The organism is Mesorhizobium sp. BR1-1-2 (assembly GCF_020165435.1).
Lineage (GTDB): Bacteria > Pseudomonadota > Alphaproteobacteria > Rhizobiales > Rhizobiaceae > Mesorhizobium.
Map to the genome: position 1 here is coordinate 1 of NZ_JAIUID010000010.1, position 25,440 is coordinate 25,440.

Consider the following 25,440-nt stretch of genomic DNA (forward strand, 5'->3'; position numbering starts at 1 on the left):
CCGAACGGTGCCTTGAACGGCCTGTTCCTGGACGGCTTCGTTCCCAATGGCGACGCCTGGGGCGCGGGCAGCGGCACGAACACCAAGGGCACGGCCGGAGCCTGGACCATTGAGGCCTCGGAGACCAACGGCGCCACCAGCGTCGAACTAGAGAAGGTCGGTGACGGCTATCGCGGCGCCGATAGCCCGACCAACAGCGTTATGGTCGACCTCGAGGCCAGCCCCGGCAACATCCAGATCTCACAGACCATGATGCTCAGCGCCGGCGAATACCGCATCTCCTTCGAGATCGGCGCCGCCAACGACACCAGCGTCCCACACAGCGCCAAGCTCGAAGTGCTGTGGAACGGCGTCTCGGTCGGAACCTATGATCCGGCCTCCGGCTCCATGCAGGCGATCGGAATCAACGTCACGGCGATCGGTGGGAACAATTCGCTGATGTTCCGTGAGATCGGCGAAGCGGGCGACAACACCGGCACCTTCCTTGCCAACATCAAGGTCGGCGACATCATCGTCATCGACGAGACCGCAGGTGTCGATGCCGATTCCGACGACACTCTCGGTCTCGCGAACCTGTTTGCCGGCATCAATGCCGGAGCCGATCCCGACATGCCGCTGCCGCAATACGCGCAAGGCAGCGGCGGCGTCGTGAACGCCACGGCGCTGTTCGGCGCCGATGGCCCGGCAACGAGCAATTCGCTTGTCTATGCGCTTACCCTTGCCAGCAATACGGGCGTGGATTCCGGCCTGAAGACCACGGATGGCCAAGCAATCTCGCTGTTCAACGACGGCAGCGGCCGCGTGATCGGCGTCTATGATGCCGACAACAACGGCATCACAGCCGACGACAAGGTCGCCATCGCGCTGCATATCGATGCCGCTACCGGCCAAGTCGCGGTGGCGCAATACGTCTCGCTCCAGCATCCCGACACCAGCAGCAACGACGAGGGCATCGCGCTCGGCGCCGGCTCGGTCTCGGTCACCGTGACAGCGACCGATGGCGACGGCGACCACGTCACACAGAGCGCCGACATCTCTCAGACCGTCGTCTTCGAGGACGACGGGCCGAAGGCCGTCGGAACCGCCTCGATCACGGCGAATGTCGACGAAGATGGGCTTGCCGGGCACAACCCAGATGCCGGCAGGCCGGGTGAGACGGGAGCGATCGGCCTTTCCGCGACCGTCACGGGCGCTGCCGGCGCGCTGATCGCGCTCGTCGACTTCGGCGCCGATGGCCCGGGCGCCCAGGCGTTTCATCTTGCCTCGACGGCCGTGCCGGTGGATTCCGGCCTTACATCGCAGGGCGCGCATGTGCTCATCGTATCCGATGGGAACACCTTGCATGGTTATGCCGAAGCAGGAAACGGCGCCGGATTCTCGGACGGTGATCGCGAGGTCTTCCAGCTGACTGTGAAAGCCGACGGCTCCTACGTCTTCACGCTCAAGGATCAGATCGATCATCCGGCGCTGGACAGCCAGGCCGGAGACAATGGTGAAAACCAGCTGACGAGCCCGATCGATCTTTCCTCGTACATCGTCGCGACCGACGGTGACGGCGACTCGATCTCCCTTGGCGCCGGGACCTTCCTGATCCAGGTCCTCGACGACATTCCGGTGCAGACCAGCGCCACCGTCGCCGGCAATGTCGGCGAGGACGCGCTTTTGCTGGCGAACTCGAATGGTCATTCCGTCGGCAATCCCGATGGAGATGGCCTCGGCACGGTCGCAACCGGTTCGCTGAGCTCGCTGGTCTCCGTCGGGGCGGACGAACCCGGTTCCTTCTCTCTCATCCAGAACCCCGCTGGCTTGCCGGCCGCCACATCCAAGGGCGAGGCAATCGTCTACCACGTCGACGGCACGGTGCTGACCGGCTATGTCGAGAGTGGAACACCCGGCCTCGATGCGGGCGACCGCAAAGTCTTCACCCTCGATGTCCAGCCGAACGGCACCTACACCTTCACCTTGCTGGACCAGATCGACCACCTGCCGAACTCCCCCGCCAACGATGACAACCAGAAGCTGGTGCTCGACTTCACACATGCGCTCCAGTTCACCGACGCCGACGGCGACACGATCGCGATCACCGGCGAGACGACGACCACCACAGCCACAACAGGCCTGAGCCTGCATCCCGGCCACTACGACACCTACACCGTGGGCGGAGTTACGTTCGATGGACTGACGTTCAATGGAACCTTGGCTCACGATTTCAACAATGGCGCCGGCGGCGATTCCTTCAACGTTTCGGGCCAGGGCGTCGGCATCGCTGACAACCATATCCATGACAATGAAGGCTTCATCTTCTCGCGGCCCGGCACCGACGCGGTGAGCTTCACCATCAACGGCAACGGTTCGGGCACAATTTCCTGGGAAGCCTACAATGGCGCCGGCGTGCCGGTTTCCGGCAGCTCCGGTTTCCAGACTGGAGCGATGGCCATGCCCGCCAACGGCTCCGTGGTCACGATCGACCCGACGGGCACGTTCGACCATCTGGTGATCCGCTTCGATCTCGGCAGCGGCGACAAGATCCGTGCCGAAGATTTCCTCTATACGTCGACCACAACCACCAGCGGCGGCGTCTTCACCATCGGCATCGAGGACGACATTCCGGTGGCGCTGAACGGCAGCGCCACTCTTCCGACCGTTTATGAAGACACGCTGACGACGGGGCTGTCCACTGGCAATCCCGACGGTGGCAGCCAGCCGAGTTCGATCACGTTCGGGGCATCGGCATTCGCATCCCTGGTGTCGATCGGCGCCGACGATGACGCGACTTTCTCCTTCAACGTTGCCACGAACAAGGCATCGGCGGGCGTGTCGTCCGGAGGCTCGGCGGTTCATTTCGAGGTGGGCGTCGATGCCGTCTCGGGCGTGTCGGACGATGGCCGCACGGTGTTCACGATCAAAGACAACGATGACGGCACGTTCACCTTCACGCTGCTCGATCAGGTCGACCACGCGCCGGGTTCCGGCGAGGACGGGACGCTGGCAATCGACATCGGCTCGCTGTTCAAGGCGACCGACTTCGATGGCGACAGCGTCAACCTCACCGGCACGTTGAATGTCGTGGTGCAGAACGACACGCCGCTCGCGACGACGGCGACGGCTTCGATCATGGTCCGAGAGGACAACCTTAACATGGCCGTCGGTGACGGCGACTTGTCGACCGGCATCACCAACGGGCCGACGGACACGATGTCCACCCACTCCGACGAGGCGACCTTCACCAGCGCGCAGCTGCAGCTGCTGGTCAAGCCAGGCGCCGACGGTCCGGCGGTCTTCGTCCTGAACGCCTCCCCGACGGGCAACGTGTTTACCGTGAACGGCGAGGTCGTCACGTCGCATGGCGAGAATGTACGGCTTGGAGCAGGCCCTGCCGGCAGCGTCGTCGGATATGTCGACGGCGGCACCCACGATTCCGTTTACACGGCCGGCGTCGACCGCGTGGTCTTTACGCTCACCGACAATGGCGGCGGCAGTTTCAAGTTCGATCTCAAGGACCATCTCGACCATAATATTTTCGGTGCGTCGGGGGCTGGCGACGACAAGACGTTGACGCTCGACCTGACCGACGCCTTCAGCGCACGGGATTTCGATGGCGATGTCGCCCCGCTTGGCAATCACGCCATCCAGGTCGTGGTCGAGAACGATGTTCCGGTCGTCGGAACCTCCGCGGTCCAGCTCGACGAGGATGGTTTTGCCGGCGGCAACCTTGGCGGGCCGGCCGATTTCGATCCGGCGACCAGCGGCCCGATGACGGTCGTTGCCAACCTCAACGTCAATTTCGGCGCGGACGGCGCTGGCATCACGGCGTTCCTGCCCGCCAGCATCACCTTGCCGGCGGCGGGTGAGTTCACGCTGGGCACGGTATCGGCGACCAGCGTGTTCATCCAGCAGCACGGCGTCGACGTGCTGGAGATCGATCTGATCAATGCGGCAACGGGCTCCTACACGGTGACGCAGTTGCATGCGATCGACCATCCGGCCGCGGGCACCGAAGACAATCTCCAGTTCACCATCGGCTACCAGGCGACGGATTTCGACGGCGACACCGCGACAGGTTCGTTCACCATCAATGTCAACGACGACACGCCGACGATCGTAGCGCCAGGGGCCACCGTTGCGGAAAGCACCGCGGCGAGCTTCTCAAATACATTCACCCCCGCCTCCGCGACCGGCTCGCTGGGCATCTCCTGGGGAGCCGACAACGCCAATCCCGATACCGGCACGCATGACCGCTCAGTCGCCTTCAGCCCGTTGCTGACGGGTGTCCAGGCCGGCCTGACGTCCAACGGCGATGCCATCACCTACACGCTGTCGAGCGACAACACGGTGCTGACGGCAACCGCCACGCACAACTCGGTCATCCGCACCGTCTTCACCGTGTCGATCAACGACCAGACCAATGGCAACTATTCGTTCGACCTGCGCGACAATATCGACCATACCGCACCGGCCTCCGGCGCCGACAAGAACGACAAAGCGCTGTCCTTCGGCTTTACTGCGACGGATTCGGACGGCGACAGCACCTCGTCATTCCTCACGGTGCATGTCACCGACGACATCCCGGTCGTGACCAGCGCTGCCGAAACCGGTAGCGTCTCGGAGAGCCCGCTGCCTTCGGTGCAATCGGCATTCGGCAATCTGAACATCGACTGGAACGCCGACGACCGCGGAGCCAGCCATCTCGAATTCGGCCGCGATGCCGGCAACAACCTCATCGTGCCCTTCGGGCTCACTTCCGGCGGCGTCGACTTGGATTATTCGCAACGCATGGCTGCCAACGGCGTCGATCAGGAGCTTGTCGCCTACAAGCATGGCGAGACTAACGCCAATCCTGTCTTCATCGTGACCCTGAACGGAATCTTCAACCCGGCATTTGCCTTTAGCCTCTTCCAGCCGCTCGACCACACCGGTGGCAACGATGCATCGATGCCGCTCGGCTTCACGGTCAAGGCCGTCGACGGCGACGGAGATTCCGTCACCCAGAGCTTCACAGTCAATGTCGCGGACGACGTACCGACGGCGTCGATGAACGCACAGGTTCAGCTTGATGACGACGCGCTGGCCGGCAATCCCGACGGCACCGGCGATGTCACTCCCGACACAGCCCACACATCCGGTACGCTTGGTCACACCTATGGCGCCGACGGCGCCGGCACGACGCTGCTCACCGGTGCAACGCTGCCGGCTGCGGGCGGGTTCTCGGTGACCTCGAACTCGGGAACCGACCTGATCATCAGCCAGGTGCAGAACAGCGTCGTCGTCGATGTACTGAAGGTGCATCTGGCCGACACAACGTCCGGCGCCTACACGGTCACGCAGCTTCATGCGATCGATCACCCTGCCGGCGGCGACGAGAACGACGTGGCATTCACGGTCGGCTACACGACCACCGACCATGATGGCGACACGGTACCCGGTTCGCTGACGATCAACGTCGATGACGATACTCCGGTGGCGCAGAACTACACGGGAGCGGCCTTCGCCGAGCGCAGCGCAGCGCACGACATTGGCGATGCGGTGACGCTGCTGGGCATCGGCGCGGGCGCCGACGGCCTGCAAGGCACGCTGCAAGGCCTGGCCTTCACCAACCAGGGCACGACCGGCGGAACGCTGTCGATCGACGGCGCCGGCCATCTGATCTACACCGCGCCGGCCAGCGTCACCAGCGCCAGCACGGTGACCGAGACCTTCAGCTACACGGTCAGCGACAAGGACGGCGACACGGTCACCAAGCAGGTAACGTTCGGGGTCTCCGACACCGGCATCACCAATGTGGCGGCCTCGCAGAACCTCGTCGTCGACGAGGACGACATCGTCGCGGCCGGCGGCAACGCGGGAGGTCCAGGCGACGATGCGCCGGTGACGGGCGGCCACATCTCCTACACGCTGGGCGCCGATGCCTTGAGCTCGGTGGCGCTGTCGGTCGCCAGCACCGGATTGACCAAGCTCGACGGGACAGCGGTCTCGACCAGCTGGGACGCCGCCAGCCACACGCTGACCGGCTACGGCAGCAGCATCGCGGACGTGGTGTTCACCATCACGCTGAGCAACATCACCGCGACCGGCGCGGACTACACCGTGGCCCTAAACCAGCCGGTCTCGCATCCGGTCCATGACGACGCCGCCACCGGCGCGGTGGAAACCGCCTTCGAGGACAATCTCGGCTTCACCGTCACCGCCACGGTGACCGACGCCGACAACAGCACCGGAACCACCAGCTTCACCGTCGCCATCGACGACGACACGCCGCTTGCGCAGAACTACACGGGAGCGGCCTTCGCCGAGGGCAGCGGCGCGCACGACATTGGCGATGCGGTGATACTGCTGGGCATCGGCGCGGGCGCCGACGGGCTGCAGGGAACGTTGCAAGGCCTGGCCTTCACCAACCAGGGCACGACCGGCGGAATGCTGTCGATCGACGGCGCCGGCCATCTGATCTACACCGCGCCGGCCAACGTCACCAGCGCCAGCACGGTGACCGAGACCTTCAGCTACACGGTCAGCGACAAGGACGGCGACACGGTCACCAAGCAGATAACGTTCGGAGTCTCCGATGGCGCCGCTCCGGTCGCGGGCGCTCCGATCACGCTGGCGCTCGACGACCAGAACCTCGCGGACGGCTCGACGCCGGGCGCAACCAGCGACCAGCACTCGATCACCTTCACGCCGGGCTCGGATGCGATCGCGTCGATCGCCTTCGGCACCGATCTGACGGCGCTCAACGCCGCCAACCTGACCTGGGAGCGGGTGTCAGACACCCAGATCCTCGGCAAGGACACGGGCAGCGGCGTGACGGTGGTGACGCTCGACCTGTCGGTTGCCGGCAATGTGGCGACGGTGACGGCGACGCTGAACGACAATTACGACACGCATCCCGACATCACTCTCGACGATCTGGTCGACCTCGGCCATGTCGGCGTGGTCGCCACCGACACCGACGGCACCCAGGCAACGGGCACGGTCAACGTGACGGTGTCGGACGACGTGCCGGCGGCATCGGCGGAGGCCTCGCAGGCAGTTGCGGAAGGCGCGACGGTGACGGGCACGCTGGACTTCGTCACCGGCGCCGACGGCGCGACGGTGACGCATATCAACGGCACGGCGCTGACGTTTGGCCTCAACGGCTGGTCGCCGGCAATCGACATCGGCGCAGGCACGATCCAGGTAAAGGCTGACGGCAGCTACTCGTTCACGGCCGATCCCTCGGTCGACAACTCGGGTCCGGTCGTGGTGAACGCGACCTATACGGTAACGGACGGCGACGGCGACACCTCGACGGCGGGGCTTGCCTTCACCGTCACCGATGGCGCCGCTCCGGTCGCGGGCGCTCCGATCACGCTGGCGCTCGACGACCAGAACCTCGCGGACGGCTCGACGCCGGGCGCAACCAGCGACCAGCACTCGATCACCTTCACGCCGGGCTCGGATGCGATCGCGTCGATCGCCTTCGGCACCGATCTGACGGCGCTCAACGCCGCCAACCTGACCTGGGAGCGGATGTCAGACACCCAAATCCTCGGCAAGGACACGGGCAGCGGCGTGACGGTGGTGACGCTCGACCTGTCAGCTGCCGGCAATGTGGCGACGGTGACGGCGACGCTGAACGACAATTACGACACGCATCCCGACATCACTCTCGACGATCTGGTCGACCTCGGCCATGTCGGCGTGGTCGCCACCGACACCGACGGCACCCAGGCCACCGGTACCGTCACCGTCACCGTCTCCGACGACGTGCCGACGGCGCACGCCGATACCGACAGCACGCTTGCGGGCACTGCGACCGGCAATGTGCTTACCGGCGTGGGTACCACCAATTCAGGAGCGGACGCGCTTGGAGCCGACGGCGCCTCGATCACGGGCGTCGCGGCCGGAAACGTCGGCACACCGATCGTCAACGGCACAGGTGTCGGAACCAGCGTTTCGACCGCGCTTGGCACGCTGGTTCTGGGCGCCAATGGCAGCTACACTTATGCGGCCAACGCCAATTCGTCCGGCACGGACGTGTTCTCGTATACGCTCAAGGACGGCGATGGCGACACATCGGTCACAACCCTGACGATTTCCGTCATCAATAGCTCGCCTTCATTGACGGCCGCGACATCAGCGACAAACGATGCGGCCGGCGATGACAATATCGTCAATTCCAATGTGGATGCTTTCGTCGCGCAGAACCAGACCGGCTCGATGAGTTTCAACTTCGGCGGCGACGGAGAGAACGCAACCACGCCATTCGCTTATGTTTACGATGGCGGCCTGGGTTCGGCTGTCGCTTCGGAAACGATCATCGCCGGTCAGAAGGTCTTGACGCTGACGAGCGCGGCCTGGGTGCTTACCCTCAATGAGGTGACCGGCGCCTATTTGTTCACGCAGACCGCAGCCTACCAGCATGACGCGGGAGCTACCACCGAAAGCGGCATCGTCACGGTCACCCTCACTGACGCAGATGGGACCACCGCGGCCAAGACCTTGACCATGACGATCGGCGACGATGTTCCGACGCTTGGGACCATCGACCACGGCACGGTGTCGAACGAAGCCAACATCTCAATCACCGGACAGTTGCCGGTCGACGGCGGCGCCGATCACCCCCTCACGGCGAGCCTCGCGGGCAATGCCGATCCGGTTGGTCTGACAGTGGGTGGAAACGCCGTTCACTACTATGTCGATCCCACCCACCCCGAGACCCTGGTGGCCTATACGGGCTCCGACCACTCGCAGAACAACGTCTTTACCCTGACGGTCGATCCGACCAGTGGAACCTATAAATTCACCGAACTGACACCGCTCGACACGTTCCACGCAAATACGCTGATCGGCGGCTCCTCATTCGGGTCCGGACCGCATGACTATCAGCAACTGACCGCCAGCGGCGGTGCACAACTGTCGATCGTCAGTGGTTGGGATACCAGTGGTTCGTTTGACCTCAATGCCTGGATGGCCGCCGGTGGGACCACGGCCACAACTGGCATTGTGTTCGACCAGGTCAACGGTTCCACTGGGGGTTGGGGTGTCCAGAACGCCAACTTCAACAATGGGGAGTTGCTCAGATTCGATTTCGGCAGTGTGACCGATTACGATGGAGCTGGGACGTTCGCTCCGCCAGCGGCCGCGTCGACAAATGTGACGGCCGCGACATTCAGTTTTGACGCCGCCGACGCCAACTCGATGGCCTATGTGATCCACTACACGGATGGATCCATCGCATCCGCCAAGTTCCAGCCTTCGGCGGCCGGAATTACCATACCTTCCAGCACGAACACGAAGTTCATCGACTACATCGAATTCTACGATATCAGCGCCAACAACAACAAGGTTCAGCTTGTCAGCGTCACGACTGTCGATAACAGCGGAACCAAGGACCTCACTTTCAACGTGGCGGTCACCGATCAGGACAATGACAGCGCTACTGCTACGATCGGCGTCACGGTCGATGGCGATCACACGTTCAACGCTGCAGCCAGCGTCAACAACGTCCTTGCCGGCGGATCGACCGCGGATACGTTGATCGGAGGCACGGGCAACGACTTGCTCATCGGTGGTGGCGGCAACGACACGCTGTCCGGCGGCGCAGGTGCCGACCAATTCCGGATGGCGACCAACACCGGAACAGACACCATCACGGATTTTGCTGCGGGGACGGACAAGATAGGCCTGCTGGACGCCGGCATGAACGGCAGCGGCGGCGTCAATTTCGTCAACACGACGGGAACATCCGCCGGCGCTGTTCTCAATGCCGCCGACTTCGCCTTCCGGGGTTCGATCGCCGCGATCACCGCCGCGGACTCCGCACACATCATCCAGATCACGGCGATGCAGACCCCAACACAGATCGCCGCGGCGACGGTCGCGGTGGCAGCCAATGCCTATGTGCTCGTCTTCAATTCCACGACTCTCCACGGCGAATTGTGGTTCGATGCCGATTGGAGCACCGTCGGTGGTCGTACCCAGATCGCAACATTCAACAATATCACTTCACTGGGACAGCTAACCGCCATCACCAACACGGACTTTGTCGTCCACAACAGCACAGCCGACCCGATCATCTTCGACCTCAACCACGACGGCTTCGCCTTCTCCGACATCAGCCACGGTGTCCAGTTCGACATCAACGGCGACGGGCACAAGGATCAGGTCGCCTGGAACAACTCGAATGACGGCATGCTGGCGGTCGATCTCAACCATGACGGCAAGATCGACGACGGCACGGAACTGTTCACGCCGAGCTTCGGCGGCGGCAAGTTCGCCAGCGGGGCGGCGGCACTAGCCTCGCTCGACGGCAATCATGACGGCGTCATTGATCACAACGACGCCGCCTTCGACAGCCTGCTGATCTGGAAGGACGCCAATGTCAACGGCGCCAGCGATGCCGGGGAATTGTCGCACCTCGCGGATAACGGTATCGTCTCCATCAGCACGGCGGCCAGCCCGGCCGTGGGTGAAATCGACGGGCAGACCGTGACAGGCAACGGCACGTTCCAGATGGCGGACGGCACCACCGGCAACTATGTCGAGGTCGAACTCGACACCTCGCTTGGTGTCCCCGCACAGCCGACCGTCGCCTCCGACGGCACGAAGACCTTCGCCATCGGCTCTCTCGAGGTGACCGATCTGATCGCCGACTTCCACGACGGCGCCAAGGGCGACCAGATCGATCTTACGGCATTGCTGAAGGGCCTGGCCGGCGTCACCGATCTCGAAGCCGGCGGCTTCGTGGAGATCGCGCAGTCCTCGGCCAATGTGGCGAACGCCGAGGTCAAGGTCGACACCAATGGCGGCGGCGACAACTATCACACGGTGGCGGTGCTGGAGAACTATACGTTCCACAGTGCGGCCGAAGCAGTCAAAATACTCTATGACGACAGCCATGGTACCAAGCAGGACGTGGCCTAAGGGGCGAAAGGAACGGGGTGAGCAACATGAACAGAATCTTGCGGGTGGTTTTGGGGGCCGGTCTGCTGTCGATCTTGTCGACGGGCCTCAATGCCGCCGACATCATCGAAGGACCCACGGGCGATTATTGCGGTGTCGTCGGCACCTCCAACCTGGTGCTGAACGACAATATCGTCGATCTCAGGGATCAGGTTGTGAAGCTGATGGACGAGTCGGTCGCCGTCGCCAACAGCTCGGAGTGGATCAATTCGTCCCGGCCGGTTTTCGTCTGGGCGTCGGAAGCCAAGGTCGCCTGCGGCATGGCTTACGGCTATCTTAAGACGAACTACAAGGACGAAGACACGCTCAATAAATGCGAGTGTTTCCACGATCGCATGGTCGAGTACATGCACTGACCGGATAGGCAACCTGCGCCTGTTGGCCACCATGGCAGCGGACGGATCAATCCTGAAGGCGATCGTCGCAACGATCGCCTTCGCCGGCTTTGGCCAAGACGTCGCGCTGGTTCGCGCCAACTGGCTGGAACGGCCTTCCGTATCACCAAATTCTGTCCTCCGGCTCGGCGCGGCCGATGCATTTTGATCTCGGCTTTTCGAGGGCCAAAGAACAGGACGGCGAGGCAAGTTCGCCGTAACATGGGTGCAGGGCCAGACCGGGAGGATAACCCGGCGGCATACAGGGTGGGACGATCATGGAAGCTGGCCGGCAGGTCTACCGTCCGCGCAGTTGGGCAGTCACCTTCGCGCTCGCCGCGGTATTGTCGGGCTGCCAGTCTAAGGGCAGCGTTACCGAAGCGCTCGATCCGGCGACGATTGCCGCGCCTGCCGGGCAGCAGGATGGCGCCGCGGGCGGCGGCCCTGCCCAGGCAACCCAGTCGCTGGGTACCGGTTCGACGAAAATTACCATGCTGCTGCCATTGTCCGCCCCGGGAACGGCGGGGCAAAATGGCCGCAAGATGCTCGATGGCGCCAAGCTCGCGATGACCGATATCGGCAATGGGTTGCTTACGCTGACCGTGGAGGACACCAAGGGCGACAACGCACAGGCCGGCAAATTGGCGCTGCAGGCCCTGACGACCGGCACAAAAGTCGTCATCGGCCCGACCGAATTGCCGGCAGCCCAGCATATCGCCACATTGTCGGGATCGAAGCGGCCGCCCGTATTGGCGCTTGCCGACAATTTCGCGGGCGGCGCCGGCGTTTACGCCGTGCGCCTCAGCGAAGCGGACAGTGCGGCGGCGGGCGCCGCGGGCATCGCCGCGAAAGGCGGAAAAAAATTCGTGTTGTTTGTTGCGGGTGGCTCGAACGCCAGCACGGTCGAGAAGCGGGTCGCCAACAGTCTCAGCATCTATGGCGCGACGCTCGCCGTCACCGTTCCATATTCGGCCGGCGACGGCGCCGCCAAGGCGGTGGACGAAATGGCCTCGCTCGTGGACACTCCCGACGCGGTCATCATTGCCAGCGGGGATGCCAGCCCCTCGCCTATACTTGCCGCCCTCAAATCAAAGGGCATTGGGGGCAAAGCGACCTCCGTCGTCGGAACCAGCCGTTGGCTGGAGCATCCCATGGAGCCGTCCTTCGAGGGAGCCTATATCGCAACGCTCGATCCGGGCGAAACCGGGCCGATCGCCGACCGCTTCAGGACGACATACAATTATCCGGCCGACGTCAACGTAGCCTACGCTTATGATATGGTTGCGCTGACGGCAGGGATTGCCAGCGCGGTCGGACCTGACGGCTTCAGCAAACAGGTGCTCGAAAATCCGAGCGGATTTCGCGGATCGACCGGCCTGTTCCGCTTTCGCGCAGATGGATCCAGCCAAAGATCGATGCCATTCTACCGGATAGAAAAGGGTGCGCTCAAACTGGTTGCCAAATCGACCTCGGGGTTCTGACCGCCCGCTAACGAACGCTGCCGCCGGCGTGATGGAGGTGCCAGGGCGTGTCCGCCTGGTCATTGCGGTCGGAGGCCTCGAGCTGCTGTTCGGGATTGCCCTGATCATGCATGCCGGAGCCTTGCTTGCGACCGACCGGCCTGCCCTTGCGACCCGTGTCGAGAATGCCGGGCAAGCAACCCGGCCGGAGACGACTGTTCTCGTCGGAAGATGGCGAGAAGCGCGCGGGGTTGCCGAGGATGTTGTCGCACCGCCGCCAATTGACCTGTCCGAGATCGAGCGGATCGAAGCCCGGCCCCCGCTCGGCGATCTCGGCCTCGCCGTGCCCCCTAAGGCGCCGATGCCAGGCGATTGGGGCGAAACCCTGCTCTTCCGGCCAATAGCAACGTCATCGGCGACTTTCGAATCCATGGGACGCAAAGTGGCCGTCAGTGGTGTGGCCAGCATAGAACCGGAAGCCACCTGCTCGTTTCACGATGTCGCCTGGTCTTGCGGCCAGCGCGCACGCGCCGCCTTCAATTCCTGGCTGCGTGGACGCGCGCTGAAGTGTGTCGTGCCGCCGGAGGTCGAGCGTTTTGCCATTGCCGCGCCGTGTAGCCTTGGCAAGCAGGATGTCGGCGCCTGGCTTGTGTCCAACGGCTGGGCGATCGCGCTGCCCACCGGCATCTATGGCAAGGCGCAAGCAGTCGCCGAGGACGCGGAGGTGGGAATTTTCGGCCCGCCGCGATAGGCCAAAATCGATTCACGTTTCGCACATCGATCAAATTGTATGGTTTGCCGCAACTGAAATTGCGCATGCCGGCGCTATGCTCGCCGATCTGACAGGAGATTGGTAATGGCACAAGCCGAAACGACCGCCACCGAGCCGGTATGGAAGGGTGTCGCGTGGCTCGCCTTCCTGGGGACCATTGGCAGCCTTGCCCTCTCCGTAGGCCTCAATTACCTGCTGTTGTTCAGCGATGTCCTGACCCCGTTCGGGCGCAGCATGGTCACTGCCGTGCTGCTGCCTCTGATCATCGGTCTGCCGCTTTTCGTATTGATCGGCTTGAAGCAGGCCCAGATCCGCGGCTACCGGCGGGAGCTCAACAGGGCCGAGACCTATGACAGGGTGACAGGCTGCCTGAACGGTCCGGTTTTCACCTCGATGGTCGAGCGGCGCGCGGCGAGGCCGTCAGCGCCAGGGCCGCGCTCGGGCGCCTTCCTGGTGATTCATGCCGAACATCTTCGCTCCATAAATCTTCGCTTCGGCCCAGATTGGGGCGATGAGGCCTTGCGGCTCGTCGCATCGGCCATTCAGTCTTCGGTCCGCAAGGAGGATATGGTAGGTCGCATAGGAACATCGATGTTCGGGGTCTTTCTTCCAGGTACGACCGAAGCGGAGGCCGCGGAAATTGGCGAGCGCATTCGGGCAAGCGTCGCGCAGGTCTATTTCGCGCCCAAGGGGACCGAGGACGCTCTGACTATTAGCCTCGGAACCACCGTGTTTGAAACAGAGCTTGCATTCGAGGACATGTTTCGCTCGGCGGAAGCTCAATTATCCGCCCGCGCACCTGCCGAAACGCGCCCTACAGGTCTCCAGTAGCCCGGTGTTACGTGACGAAGCCAATAGCTGGCGGCAAATCGACGTTTGGACACATTCCTAAAGCTTAGCGAGCGGGGCCGCTCAACTGGCACAAGCACCTGATCGATTTCGTTGCCGGAACCTCATCTGCGCGGAAAAAGAACCTCGCCCATCCCAAGCACCGCGTTGTCACCGCCATATTTATGTGGTGCGCGCCCCAGCAGCGGCCGTTTCAAAATGCCTTCGGCGATCAGATGACGATCGATGATGGTGGCAAAAACGCTCTCGGGCGCGCCACACTCGACGAAGCTCGGCGACAGATGTCCTGGCGCGCGATCAAGAAGGATCGAACCGCGGCGCATCAGATAGCCGGGCATTTCACCGATGCCACCGGTTACCACCAGCGTACCCGCGATCATGCGGCTGCCTGCATGGTCGCCCGAGCCTTTCAGCACCGCGATCAGGCCGCGCCGCATGCGGTCCGCGGCGAAGGCGCCCGCCCTGCCCCTGACGATCAGCACGCCGCCATTCATGCCGGCCAGTTCGCCCACGAGCGGCGCACCAAGGTGATCGCCGGCGTTACCTGTTATCTCCAGCCTGCCGCCGCGCATGCCAGAGCCGGCGTGCGGCCCAGCATTGCCTTCGATCGTCAGCTTGCCGCTGCGCATGGCGCGCCCGGCCTGCGCGCCAGTATTGCCGATCACGCGGACCGATCCACCTCCCATGCCTTGCGCCACCCGGTCGAGGCGCGCGCTTCCACCTTCGAACACGATGCTTAGCGGATCGCTGCCGGCGAGGCGAAAAATGTCGCCCACCTTCGATCCATGCTTCGACATGCCGATTCGGATTTTTTCGATATCCCGTCTTTCGCTCCCAGCAAGCCGTTCCGGCGTCAGCGGCGACAGGTCGAGGCGCTCAGGCGGTTCGGCAACAAGAGTGAAGGTCAGCGCCTTCATGGCAACATATCCTTCAGCGAATAGATGAACTTACCAAGCTTGCCGCCGTAATTGCCGGCGCCGATGCGAACCGCGCCTTTCTTCGGGCCGAGCTGGATGACGGCCTTGATGCCGGCCTTCATCGCCGCGGCAACGGCATCATTCGTCTCACCATCAATGACGATTTCCAGGACGGCGTTGATGTCGGGACCGAGTTCACTCGCAACCACGCCGCGCAGTGTCGGCGCGTAGGCTTCGTTGGCCGAGGCGATCATGCCCTTGTATTTGCCACCTATCTTGGAACCCGAACGGGCGATGCCGCCCGGGAACGGCACGATGGCACCAGGCACCATTCCGATCGCGGCGACCGCGGCCTCGGCCGCGACCAAAGCGTTGGCGCTGCTTTCGGCCATGACAAAGAAATTGCCGCCGCCGACGGCTTCCTTGGTCAGTCCGGTTGTTGCCTCGCAGAGGAATTCACCATCCATGACGGGAATACGCCAGAAATGCCTGTCGCCGATCTTCTTGGAGATTTGCCAGCCGTCGCCGAAATAACGCAGCGCCGAACCGAGCTTGAGCTTGGCGCTGCCCTCCAGTCCGGCAAAGCAGGCGGAGCCCGGCGAGGTCAAAACGCACTGTCCGACGCGATTGAGCAGTTGCTTCTGCAATTCATCTGTTCCCATCGCAAAGATCATCACGCGGCAGCCGGGCCGGCCATCCGGGGTGGCTGACGGCGGCAGGTCGGCATCGATTGCCGCTTCGCAGCCGCAACCGATTACCGAGGTGGCGAAGCCGGTCATCGTGATCGCCGCCTGCCGTGCCCATTTCCGGTTCGACGCGGTGATGATGATGGCGGTTGCCCGCATCCCGAAGGCTTCGGCAAAAGTATCGTCGATCGTTACGCCATTTACGCTCACGTTCGGCATGGCACCTCGCCGAATGGCTGTTCACGCGCAATCGCGGAATCCGGGAAATTGAACCAATCCAAGGACAGGCCGTAGCGCTGCTGGTGATAGTCCTCCAGACGCCGCACCATCGCCTTGTCCATAGGTGGATTAAGCCTGAGGGCCTTGCCCCAGCGGTAATGGATGATCTCCCCGTCCTGCACGACGAGATCGCCATCCTTGAAAACATACGCTGCCTGTCCGAGCATCTTCGCGATACTTTCGTTCCTGCGATAGACAGCGATGTCGGCTATCGCGCCGACGCCGAGATGGCCTCGATCCGTCAACCCGAGCAGCCTCGCCGGCGCTGCACGCGTCATGATGGCGATTTCCTCGAACGTGTATTCGCGGTCGATTGCGGACAGGGTAGAGAGCGCTAAGGCGGATCGTGAAAGTCCAGCGGCCATTTCGGTGCGCGCTTCCCGCCTCATCAGCAGCTCGAACAGAGCCGGATAAGCGGTAAAGGGTGCACCGTTGGGGTGATCGGTGGTGAAGAACACACGCCAGGGATCGTCGATGAGGAGAAAAAGCTCGAGCCCGATCGCCCACTGCATCGTGCCATAGAAGTCCTTGCCATAGCTGTAGGGCACGATGCCGCCGCCATTGCCATCCCCGTCATGAATGACGGACTTTTTCGGATGTGCGCTGCCCCGCGCCGAGAACTGCCGCATGACGTCGGAGGAGACCGTGACTGTTTGGCCGAACATCACCTGACCGATATCGATGGTGACTTCCGGCGTCGTGTTGACCAGTTCGGCAAGCCGCGCGGCGGCGGAGGAAAACCTGCGCTTTCCTTCCGTGCCATAGCCATAGAACTGGAGGTGGGCGAGGTGCAGTGGCTGCCCATCCGCCGCCGCAATCGTCGCGGCCGCCGTATCCGCAGATCCAGGGATGCCCAGATTGTTGCAATGGACATGCAAAGGATGCGGCAGACCAAGACTGTCGACGGCGGCCTGCAGCGTCTTGACAATCTTGCGCGAGCTGACGCCATAGGAAGGCACCACATCGTCCAGCGCGAAGGTGCGTGCGTTTTCCTTGAAGGCGGCCGCCGCACCGGCGTTGATCACCTTGACCCCGAGCGCTCGCGTCGAGGCGACCGTCCAGGCGACATAGTCCTCGATCATTTGAGGAGTGGCGGCGTCACGGATCATTGACAGCAGGAAGTCGTCGTTGCCGAGAATGGCCAGCGTCGCCTTGTCGATGATCGGGATGTCGGCCAGTTCGAGATGGGTGTGGAGTGCAGATCCCGGGGACATCGCCGGTTCGACGACCGTCGTGAAGCCCATCTTGGCATAGAGACAGCCGGTCTGGAAGGTCGACCAGCCGGCATTGGAGAGCGGCGTCGTCGCCGGTCGCGCCTGATGGGCGGCATGCTGTTCGGGCAAGAGAAGCCGCGCGGTATTCACGTTACCGCCGCCAATGTGGGAGTGGATGTCGATGGCGCCCGCCATCACGATGCAGCCGGCGGCTTCGATGGTCCGGTCGGCCGACCCCTCAGCGGGCGCCGCGACGATCTTGCCGTCCTTGATCCATAGATCGCCCTTGCCGAGCCGGCTGTTGACGGGGTCGACGATCTCGCCGTTGGCGATTTTCGTCAGCATGGCAATGCCTCGGCGAAAACCCGACTGGCGACCAGGCGAATGATCGTCGCGGCGGAGGGCAATTTCGAAGCAGCGCGGGTATCAGTCGACTTCAGCGAGCCGGTACGGCTGGAATAAACAACCGCATCGTGATCGATCCCAGCTTCGCCAATGGCGATGGTGACCGCGGCGCCTGCGACCGGCTCTTCCGTTTTGGCCAGCGCAATCAGTGCCGTGCGTCCCCTGTTTCTCGGGAGTTGGGCAACCGTGGCGGAGATCCGCAGGTGCAGGTCGGCTTCGCCGGCGGCGATCATGCGCTCCACATCGTAGCGCCAGGGATCGAATTCCGGGAAGCCCCGCGCAAAGCCGGTGCGCAATGGAAAACCTGTCATCCAGGTCGAGGCGAGCACACTTCCCCACCCGTTTTCGCTCGCGGGCAGATGAAGGCCAGATGCACGTGATTTGCGATTGAGATCGGCGATCAGCCCCTGCAGCATCTCCAACGCCAACCCATCGGTGGCGTGGCCTGAAAACAGGAACACGGGAAAATGCGCAGCCGTCAGAGCCTTGGCGAAATCGTTGAAGTTCGACACCGGTCGCGATGTTTGCCGCCCCTTGTACTGCGCCCTCAGCGCCGCCAGCGTGGCGCCGAGGCTAGCTTGGCCACAGGAAAGGAGCGTTGCCTTGCGCCCGTTTTTCAACGGCACGGACACCCCGTTCGATCCCACCAGGAAGAACTCGCGCTTGCTCCTGGTCGAGAGATCGGGAACCGTGCCAGCGAGCTCGGCAACAAGATCATGATGGATTTGTGCGAGTTCGCCCACGATCACCACGATATCGGCACGCCGGCGCGTCTCCCCAGGGGCGACGGTCATCGCGCCCCTGTCGGTAAAAAGCATGGTCTCTCGGGCAAGTGCCGCGCCGTCGGCGTGATCGTATGCCGCGCCAAGCCGCTCGGCCAGCGCGATCGCCGCCCTCGTGCCGTGTATGTCCGTATCAAAGCTGAAAACCGGGCACCGGCTTGACGATAACAGCGACGCGGCATGCGCAGCCGCGCGCTCGACCAGCGCTTCCCGGTTGCCTATCCAAGCAACCGCCATTCGCTACACTACTTTCTGGTGCCGGCCCGATCCTAGACGAAACTGGATTGGCCGTGAACCCCGCTTGCCAGCAGATTAACGAATGTTTTCATACGCTATCAACAAACTCCGACCGCGCTTAATCATATTTGATGTAAGCGAAGCGTTGATCGGTCGGCGGAGTTCCCTCCAGCGCCCCGCCTTCCTTGGCCGGCTGCCACTGGACAACGTCCTCGATCTTTCTCGCCAACTCGAAGTCCTTGTCGGTGATACCCTTCGCGGCGTGGTTCATAAGGCGTACCTCGACCCAGGCATAGGAAGCGGTGATATCGGGATGGTGCCACGCCGCCTCGGCGAGATGGCCAACCGTGTTGATGACCATCAGCGTCGACTTCCAGCTGTGGGTCTTGTATTTGCGCCGGATCCAGCCGTTTTCGTAGCGCCATTTCGGCAGCTCCTTCTCAAGCCGGTCGGCAATCTCGGCGTCCGAATAGATCTTCTCCTTGACCGTTTCGCTCATCTCGACCTCCCCGAATTGCTCGGTCCGTCAACACGACAGGCCAAAGCAGAAACATGAATGCACTCTCTTTGGCTTGCTCCCTCGACGAAAACAGTTATCATCGTGGCGGGCACCTAAACTTCCATGATGCATCCATGATGCACCCATCGGGGGGCAGATGTCGAATTTTGTTACCGTACGAGTGCCCGCTCGCCTTCACCTTGGCTTCCTCGATCTCAATGGCGATGCCGGACGTCGCTTTGGCAGCGTTGGGCTTCCGTTGAGTGAACCCGAAACCGTTGTCACCCTGTCGCGGTCCGGCGAGACCCTAGTCGAAGGTTCCGAGAGCGTTCGCGCCGGTGAGCACTTGTCGACGCTCCGCAGGCATCTCGGCATTCGCGGCCAGCACCATTTGGTGATCGAACAGTCGATCCCGAGTCACGCCGGCCTTGGGTCCGGCACGCAGATCGCCCTTGCCGTCGCCTCGGCACTGCGAACGCTGCACAACCTGCCTCTCGATGTCGCCGGCGACGCGACCCTGCTCGAACGAGGCGGCCGATCTGGGATCGGCATCGCAAGTTTCGAAGACGGCGGCGTGATTGTCGACGCGGGCAAGGACGAGCGTGGCGGACCGCCTCCGGTCGTGGCGCGGCTGCCGTTTCCCGAAGAATGGCGCGTCATCCTCATCCTCGACCATGCCGGGCATGGACTGCATGGCGAGGCCGAGGTCGCGGCGTTCCGTTCACTGCCACCCTTCCCGACGGCGGGCAGCGGCGAGATCTGCCGGAGGGTGCTGATGGGTATCATGCCGGCCCTGGTCGAGCGCGATCTTGCGGCATTCGGCGCTGCCGTCACCGCGATACAGATGCTGATCGGCAGCCATTTCGCTCCGGCGCAGGGCGGCGTGTTCACCTCAAAGCGGGTCGAGATGGTCGCTCACCGTCTCAATGAAGCGGGCGCCGTCGGAATCGGCCAGAGTTCCTGGGGACCGACAGGGTTTGCCTTCGCGCCGTCGCATGACGCCGCGCTCAAATTCGTCGGCGCGGTTCAGAAGACAACCGTTGAAGACGGCCTTCAGATCAAGATCGTCAAAGGCAGGAACTCCGGCGCGAAGATCAGTTCGACCGGACTCGGTCTCGTCGGCAGCTGACGCTTCAGATTCCAAGCAGAAAGGCGAGAAATGGCCCGCAAACATATCCTGCATATGCTGACGCCGTTGAAGCACATGAGCCCCTTCGACGTGAACATGGCGCTCGACGCGGGCTTCGACAGCGTCGTCCCCTATGTCGATGTTGGCCTTGGTGAGGTGACAGGCCTGGTTCAGGACGCGATCTTTTCGCGTCCGCCTGATGCCGGCGTCGATACCGGCATCTTTATCGCCGGGAAGGACGCTTCGTTGGCGCTCGACATGTTCGATGCCGCGAAGAAGGCGATGGTGCCGCCTTTCCAGGTTTCGGTATTTGCCGACCCGGCCGGCTCTTTCACCACGGCCGCGGCGATGGTGGCCAAGGTCGAAAAGGCGTTGGAGAAGAAATTCGAGCGCGGGCTGAAGGACACGAGGGTGGCTGTTTTCGGCGCCACCGGCGTGGTTGGCTTCTGCACCGCCGTCATCGCGGCAAGGGAGGGCGCCCGCGTCACACTCGTCGGCCATGACGGCATCGAAAGGGTGAAACAGATCGCTGCCGAGATCAAAAGCCGATTCAAGATCGGTGTCGATGCGGCTGACGGATCGAGCGATGCCCGGAAAGCCGATCTGGTCGAGGCAAGTGAGGTCATACTGGCTTGTGCGAAGGCCGGCGTCCAGGTGGTTTCAAAGGCCCAGTTGAGAGGCAGCGGCTTGCTTATCGCCGCCGACGTCAACGCGGTTCCGCCCGCAGGCATCGAAGGATTGGCCGTCAATGCCAATGGCGACCCGCTAGAAGCGTCAAAGGCCGTCGGGATTGGCCCGCTTGCCATCGGCAACGTCAAATATAAGGTCGAGTCCGGCCTTTTCAAAAGAATGATCGAATCCGAAAAAACGATCGCGCTCGATTTCCAGGAAGCGTTTTCCCTTGCACGCGAGATTGCCAAATAGCGCCAGATCTCTGCTGATCGCGGCGATTTCAGGCCGGGCATTGGCCATGGCTGCGCGGCGTGCGGGCTATCGTCCGTTGGTCGCTGATTTCTTCTGCGATACCGATACGGTTGCGCTGGCAGAACGAACGACCAAGCTGCCGGGCAACCTACAGGACGGCATCGACGGAGAGCGCATCATCGAGACGCTTCGGGACCTGACCGGCGAAGACCAGCCGGTCGCCGTCGTCCTGGGCTCGGGTTTTGAGCGGATGACGGGGACTGTCGACGCCGTCGCTCGCCATTTTCCGCTTGCCGGCAATCGCGGCGCGGCGATCAGCAGGATCAAGGATCCGCAATTGCTGGCCGCGGATTGTGCCGAACTCGGCATCCCACATCCGGAATTCCGGTGGGATCGGCCGCCTGAGCCGGACAGCTGGGTGGCCAAGACCGTGGGCGGCGCCGGGGGTGGGCATATCAGACAGGCGGCCGGAGAAAGCCAGACCACCGGCCGCTATTTCCAACGTTTCGTCGCCGGACGCAGCGTCTCGGCCCTTTTCGTCGGCGACGGCCAGGCCGCGCGCATTGTCGGCTTCAGCCAACAATGGACCTCCCCCGTCTCCGCGGCACCCTATCGCTATGGCGGGGCCGTGCGGTTGAGACGCTTCGACCGCAGGCAGGCGGCGCTCATCGGCGGCTGGCTTTCAGCCCTGACGCGCCGCGCCGGCCTGGTTGGATTGTGCAGCGCCGATCTCATTCGCGGATCGGACGGCTACAAGCTCATAGAGATCAATCCGCGGCCAGGCGCCACGCTGGACATTTTTGACGAGGACGAGGCGCCGCTGATCGAAGCACATCTGCGAGCTGCGGCCGGAGGAACCTACCGTTTGCCACGCTTCGTCGATTCGATGGCTTCAATGGTGACCTACGCCGCGACCCCAATCGCCCGGTTTCCGTCGATTGTGTGGCCCGAATGGACTGCGGACCACCAGTCACCCGGCACCCGTCTGATTGCCGGCGACCCCGTCTGTACCGTCTTCGCGCGCGGTCCGAACGCCGGTTTGACCAGGCGGCTCATCAAGGGGCAAGCCCGCCGGTTGCAACTCCAATGGGAAGGAGACCGGACATGAAGAACGGTTCGGCATTCCTGAACGACAATGCACAGCGCATCGCCGACGGCATGATCAGCGATGCCGAACGGCTGCGGATCGCCGCTTCCAAGGGAACCTTGGGCGAGCTCCTTATCGATGTCGGAGCCAAGGCGCCCGGCAGCGTCGAGGCCGGGCTGCGCATGGCAGAGGCGGCGATGGGTGGTCTCGGCAGCGTTTCGGTGTTCATGGACCGCACGGAGCGGAAATGGCCGTTCACGGTCGAGGTGCGCTCGTCGCAGCCCGTACTGGCCTGCCTAGGCAGTCAATATGCGGGCTGGAACCTGTCTGCCCAGGACTATTTCGCCATGGGATCGGGACCTGCGCGGGCACTCGCCCGCGTCGAACCACTGTTCGACGCGCTTTCCTATCGAGACACCGCATCGTCCGCCGTGCTTATCCTGGAGACTGCCAAACCGCCTCCCCCAGCAATCGTCGAGAAAGTGAGCAAGGCAACCGGATTGGCAACCGACAAGCTCACCTTCCTCTACGCGCCGACGCAAAGCCTTGCCGGCAGCCTGCAGATCGTTGCGCGCGCGCTCGAGGTTGCCCTGCACAAGGCCAACGATCTCAAATTTCCGCTGGAGAACGTTGTCGACGGCATCGGAGCGGCGCCAATCCCCGCCCCCCACCCGGATTTCCTGACCGCCATGGGCAGAACGAACGATGCCATCATCTATGGCGGCAGCGTCCAGCTCTTCGTAAAAGGGTCGGCAAAAGAGGCCAGCAACCTCGCGGAGAAACTTCCGAGCCGCGCCTCACGGGACTACGGTCAACCGTTTGCCGAGATATTCAAGCGGTTCAAGGGGGATTTCTATGCCATCGATCCGCTGTTGTTCAGCCCGGCCGAAGTGATCGTGACGGCGATCGAAACCGGCGATACGTTTCGCGCTGGCCGGCGTGATCCGAAGATGCTCGAACGGAGCCTCGGTTAGAGCATGGCGGCACAAAGGGAGCCGTCCGTCATCCGCCATGTCCGAGGCGCCATATGATCCCTCGCATCCTGATCGTCAGTGACAGTTCGGACACCGGCTCCAGAGGCCTCGCGGCAAGGCTTAGTCGACGGGGCGCTATTGTTGCTACCGCGCCGCTGGCGGCAATCGCGTTCGACACCGGTAGCCCGAGCGGACTTTCGATCCCCGGTTTCGGCGGCGCGCTGCCCGACGCCGTGCTCGTCCGTTCGATCGCCGCCGGATCGTTCGAGGCGATCACCCGGCGCCTCGGGGTGCTGCACGCGCTGAGCCGGCTGTCGGTTCCCGTGTGGAATTCGGCGCAGGCGGTCGAACGCTGCGTCGACAAGTCGATGACGACGTTCCTCTTGAAAAATGCCGGCCTGCCAACGCCGCCGACGTTCGCCGTCGAAGGCCTTGCCGCCGCCAAGGAGATCGCGGCGCGGGAGCTTCCGGAGGGACCGCTGGTTCTGAAACCCTTGTTCGGGGCGCAAGGCCGCGGGATAAGGCTGATCCGTACGCTCTCCGACCTTCCCGCCGCAGACGAGGTGAACAGCGTCTACTATCTCCAGCATTATGTGTCGCGCGCCGGCCCGCCTTTCCGGGATTTTCGCGTTTTTATCTGCGCCAGCGAAACCGTCGCGATGATGAGCCGCAGCAGCGACGACTGGATCACGAACGTCAACCGGGGTGGCGTGCCGGAGCCGGTTTCGGGACATGGCGAGGCTGAGCTGGCAGCGCTGGCTGTCGCCGCGTCGGCCGCCGTCGGCGCGGATTTTGCTGGCGTGGACATTGTGCGAGCCGACGATGGCAGCTTGTTCGTGCTCGAGGTGAACAGCATGCCCGCCTGGTCAGGGCTGCAATCGGTGGTCGCTGTGAACATCGCCGAAGCGATCGCCGATGCCCTGCTGAAATTCCTGGCCGACCGCACCGAAGCCACCGCCGCGCCGCGCCCCTTCCGGTTCACCGCGCCGGCGAATTCGTAACGGAGCGGCGGAGGATGACGTTATCGCGTGAACGCCTCCGGGCTAGCTACAAGGATGCCTGCAGGATGGAGATCGAAGCTCTGAAGCCGGGCAATGTCCACCTGTTCGCCGACGGACACGGCATGTCCGCCGCTCAGTTCATGATAAGTGCCGAGGTTTCGTCCGAGCCGCTGACCGATCCTCGCCTCTCGGCCGGGCAGCGCATGCTGGAGGCGGTGCGTGCGACACGTCTGGCGGTAGCGACCAATACAAATCTCGGTATCATCCTCCTGGCGGGGCCTCTGATATGCGCCGCCGAAATGAGGAGTGGCAGCTTGCAGGATAATCTCGACTCGCTGCTGCGCGCGTTGAGCATGGACGATACCAGGGCAGTGTTCGAGGCGATCGCCATGGCAGCGCCAGGCGGCCTGGGAGACGCCGCCAATGATGTGCGGCAGGAGCCGAAGGTTCATCTCCTGGAAGCAATGCGGGAGGCTGCCGACCGCGATATGATCGCACGCCAGTATGACACCTGTTTCGGCGACGTGTTCGGGGTCGGGCTGGCGGCGCTGGTAGGGGCGCTAGCGCGCGGAGAAAGCGGCATGTGGCCGACCGTGTTCGCCTATATGGCGTTTGTCGCAGGCTTCCCCGACAGTCACGTGGTTCGCAATCACGGAATTGAAGTCGCAAATCAGGTGCGACAAGACGCTCTTGCCGTTCAGGCGGCGCTCCATGCCAACGGCGACGAGCCGTCACGCATTCGCCTGCTCATGGAGTTCGACCGCCGGCTGAAGGCGGTCAAAGTCAACCCGGGCACCTCGGCCGATCTGACCGTGGCTACTCTTTTAGTCCACACCCTGGGCGCTCGCTTGCATAATCGCGGCGTTGGTGCTTGACTTCCAAAAGCGGGAGCTGTGCTTCCGCGGCTATCTAG

17 protein-coding genes are annotated in these 25,440 nt (G+C 63.1%); 12 read left to right on the forward strand and 5 right to left on the reverse strand.

Features of this window, described 5'->3' with window-relative positions; translation table 11 throughout:
• The first annotated feature begins 12 nt into the window (after positions 1-12).
• From LB551_RS21150 to LB551_RS21185, 6 genes are all read left to right on the forward strand, one after another.
• Positions 13-10,899, forward strand: coding sequence for a DUF5801 repeats-in-toxin domain-containing protein (locus tag LB551_RS21150; RefSeq protein ID WP_263495966.1), 10,887 nt, complete (start codon positions 13-15; stop codon positions 10,897-10,899).
• A gap of 26 nt (positions 10,900-10,925) precedes the next feature.
• Positions 10,926-11,294 carry a hypothetical protein gene (locus LB551_RS21165; protein ID WP_140552499.1) on the forward strand — a complete coding sequence of 123 codons (369 nt, stop codon included), beginning with the start codon at positions 10,926-10,928 and terminating at the stop codon, positions 11,292-11,294.
• Between the two features lie 22 nt (positions 11,295-11,316).
• The gene (locus tag LB551_RS21170) at positions 11,317-11,481 is read left to right on the forward strand and encodes a hypothetical protein (protein ID WP_224660342.1); all 165 of its coding nucleotides are present in this window, start codon (positions 11,317-11,319) and stop codon (positions 11,479-11,481) included.
• Between the two features lie 109 nt (positions 11,482-11,590).
• On the forward strand, positions 11,591-12,793 hold the full coding sequence (locus LB551_RS21175) for an ABC transporter substrate-binding protein (RefSeq protein ID WP_224660343.1): 1,203 nt from the start codon (positions 11,591-11,593) through the stop codon (positions 12,791-12,793).
• A 31-nt stretch (positions 12,794-12,824) separates the two neighbouring features.
• On the forward strand, positions 12,825-13,523 hold the full coding sequence (locus LB551_RS21180) for a thermonuclease family protein (RefSeq protein ID WP_140552513.1): 699 nt from the start codon (positions 12,825-12,827) through the stop codon (positions 13,521-13,523).
• A gap of 105 nt (positions 13,524-13,628) precedes the next feature.
• Positions 13,629-14,375 carry a GGDEF domain-containing protein gene (locus tag LB551_RS21185; protein ID WP_224660344.1) on the forward strand — a complete coding sequence of 249 codons (747 nt, stop codon included), beginning with the start codon at positions 13,629-13,631 and terminating at the stop codon, positions 14,373-14,375.
• Between the two features lie 122 nt (positions 14,376-14,497).
• Here the strand turns inward: LB551_RS21185 and LB551_RS21190 are convergent, their stop codons facing one another.
• From LB551_RS21190 to LB551_RS21210, 5 genes are all read right to left on the reverse strand, one after another.
• The gene (locus LB551_RS21190; protein WP_224660345.1) at positions 14,498-15,310 is read right to left on the reverse strand and encodes a formylmethanofuran dehydrogenase subunit C; all 813 of its coding nucleotides are present in this window, start codon (positions 15,308-15,310) and stop codon (positions 14,498-14,500) included.
• Positions 15,307-16,215, reverse strand: a complete 909-nt coding sequence (gene fhcD / locus LB551_RS21195) for a formylmethanofuran--tetrahydromethanopterin N-formyltransferase (RefSeq protein WP_140552495.1) — start codon at positions 16,213-16,215, stop codon at positions 15,307-15,309. Before fhcD ends, LB551_RS21190 begins: the two co-directional genes overlap by 4 nt.
• A complete protein-coding gene (locus tag LB551_RS21200; RefSeq protein WP_224660346.1) occupies positions 16,203-17,834 on the reverse strand; it encodes a formylmethanofuran dehydrogenase subunit A in 1,632 nt (543 codons plus the stop codon). The genes fhcD and LB551_RS21200 overlap by 13 nt, the downstream gene beginning before the upstream one ends.
• Complete coding sequence (locus tag LB551_RS21205) at positions 17,828-18,913, reverse strand: tungsten formylmethanofuran dehydrogenase (RefSeq protein ID WP_224660347.1); 1,086 nt, start codon at positions 18,911-18,913, stop codon at positions 17,828-17,830. Before LB551_RS21205 ends, LB551_RS21200 begins: the two co-directional genes overlap by 7 nt.
• 118 nt (positions 18,914-19,031) lie before the next feature.
• The gene (locus LB551_RS21210) at positions 19,032-19,412 is read right to left on the reverse strand and encodes a 4a-hydroxytetrahydrobiopterin dehydratase (RefSeq protein WP_140552492.1); all 381 of its coding nucleotides are present in this window, start codon (positions 19,410-19,412) and stop codon (positions 19,032-19,034) included.
• A 157-nt stretch (positions 19,413-19,569) separates the two neighbouring features.
• Between LB551_RS21210 and LB551_RS21215 the strand changes: the two genes are divergently transcribed.
• Genes LB551_RS21215 through LB551_RS21240 form a run of 6 tightly spaced genes read left to right on the forward strand, consistent with a single transcriptional unit; the run spans position 19,570 to position 25,402 of the window.
• Positions 19,570-20,541 carry a beta-ribofuranosylaminobenzene 5'-phosphate synthase family protein gene (locus LB551_RS21215; protein WP_224628562.1) on the forward strand — a complete coding sequence of 324 codons (972 nt, stop codon included), beginning with the start codon at positions 19,570-19,572 and terminating at the stop codon, positions 20,539-20,541.
• A 30-nt stretch (positions 20,542-20,571) separates the two neighbouring features.
• Complete coding sequence (locus tag LB551_RS21220) at positions 20,572-21,465, forward strand: NAD(P)-dependent methylenetetrahydromethanopterin dehydrogenase (RefSeq protein WP_224628560.1); 894 nt, start codon at positions 20,572-20,574, stop codon at positions 21,463-21,465.
• A gap of 46 nt (positions 21,466-21,511) precedes the next feature.
• The gene (locus LB551_RS21225; RefSeq protein WP_224660348.1) at positions 21,512-22,573 is read left to right on the forward strand and encodes an ATP-grasp domain-containing protein; all 1,062 of its coding nucleotides are present in this window, start codon (positions 21,512-21,514) and stop codon (positions 22,571-22,573) included.
• Positions 22,570-23,526, forward strand: a complete 957-nt coding sequence (gene mch / locus LB551_RS21230) for a methenyltetrahydromethanopterin cyclohydrolase (protein WP_140552489.1) — start codon at positions 22,570-22,572, stop codon at positions 23,524-23,526. Before LB551_RS21225 ends, mch begins: the two co-directional genes overlap by 4 nt.
• A gap of 53 nt (positions 23,527-23,579) precedes the next feature.
• Positions 23,580-24,527, forward strand: coding sequence for a RimK family alpha-L-glutamate ligase (locus LB551_RS21235; RefSeq protein WP_224660349.1), 948 nt, complete (start codon positions 23,580-23,582; stop codon positions 24,525-24,527).
• A gap of 14 nt (positions 24,528-24,541) precedes the next feature.
• A complete protein-coding gene (locus tag LB551_RS21240; protein ID WP_140552487.1) occupies positions 24,542-25,402 on the forward strand; it encodes a triphosphoribosyl-dephospho-CoA synthase in 861 nt (286 codons plus the stop codon).
• Positions 25,403-25,440: the final 38 nt, after the last annotated feature.

Excerpts from the sequence above, each read along its gene's own strand:
- LB551_RS21165 (WP_140552499.1), top strand. The coding sequence starts at position 10,926 with ATGAACAGAATCTTGCGGGTGGTTTTGGGGGCCGGTCTGCTGTCGATC.
- LB551_RS21175 (WP_224660343.1), top strand. The coding sequence starts at position 11,591 with ATGGAAGCTGGCCGGCAGGTCTACCGTCCGCGCAGTTGGGCAGTCACC.
- LB551_RS21180 (WP_140552513.1), top strand. The coding sequence starts at position 12,825 with ATGGAGGTGCCAGGGCGTGTCCGCCTGGTCATTGCGGTCGGAGGCCTC.
- LB551_RS21185 (WP_224660344.1), top strand. The coding sequence starts at position 13,629 with ATGGCACAAGCCGAAACGACCGCCACCGAGCCGGTATGGAAGGGTGTC.
- LB551_RS21190 (WP_224660345.1), bottom strand. The coding sequence starts at position 15,310 with ATGAAGGCGCTGACCTTCACTCTTGTTGCCGAACCGCCTGAGCGCCTC.
- fhcD (WP_140552495.1), bottom strand. The coding sequence starts at position 16,215 with ATGCCGAACGTGAGCGTAAATGGCGTAACGATCGACGATACTTTTGCC.
- LB551_RS21200 (WP_224660346.1), bottom strand. The coding sequence starts at position 17,834 with ATGCTGACGAAAATCGCCAACGGCGAGATCGTCGACCCCGTCAACAGC.
- LB551_RS21205 (WP_224660347.1), bottom strand. The coding sequence starts at position 18,913 with ATGGCGGTTGCTTGGATAGGCAACCGGGAAGCGCTGGTCGAGCGCGCG.
- LB551_RS21210 (WP_140552492.1), bottom strand. The coding sequence starts at position 19,412 with ATGAGCGAAACGGTCAAGGAGAAGATCTATTCGGACGCCGAGATTGCC.
- LB551_RS21215 (WP_224628562.1), top strand. The coding sequence starts at position 19,570 with ATGTCGAATTTTGTTACCGTACGAGTGCCCGCTCGCCTTCACCTTGGC.
- LB551_RS21220 (WP_224628560.1), top strand. The coding sequence starts at position 20,572 with ATGGCCCGCAAACATATCCTGCATATGCTGACGCCGTTGAAGCACATG.
- LB551_RS21225 (WP_224660348.1), top strand. The coding sequence starts at position 21,512 with ATGGCTGCGCGGCGTGCGGGCTATCGTCCGTTGGTCGCTGATTTCTTC.
- mch (WP_140552489.1), top strand. The coding sequence starts at position 22,570 with ATGAAGAACGGTTCGGCATTCCTGAACGACAATGCACAGCGCATCGCC.
- LB551_RS21235 (WP_224660349.1), top strand. The coding sequence starts at position 23,580 with ATGATCCCTCGCATCCTGATCGTCAGTGACAGTTCGGACACCGGCTCC.
- LB551_RS21240 (WP_140552487.1), top strand. The coding sequence starts at position 24,542 with ATGACGTTATCGCGTGAACGCCTCCGGGCTAGCTACAAGGATGCCTGC.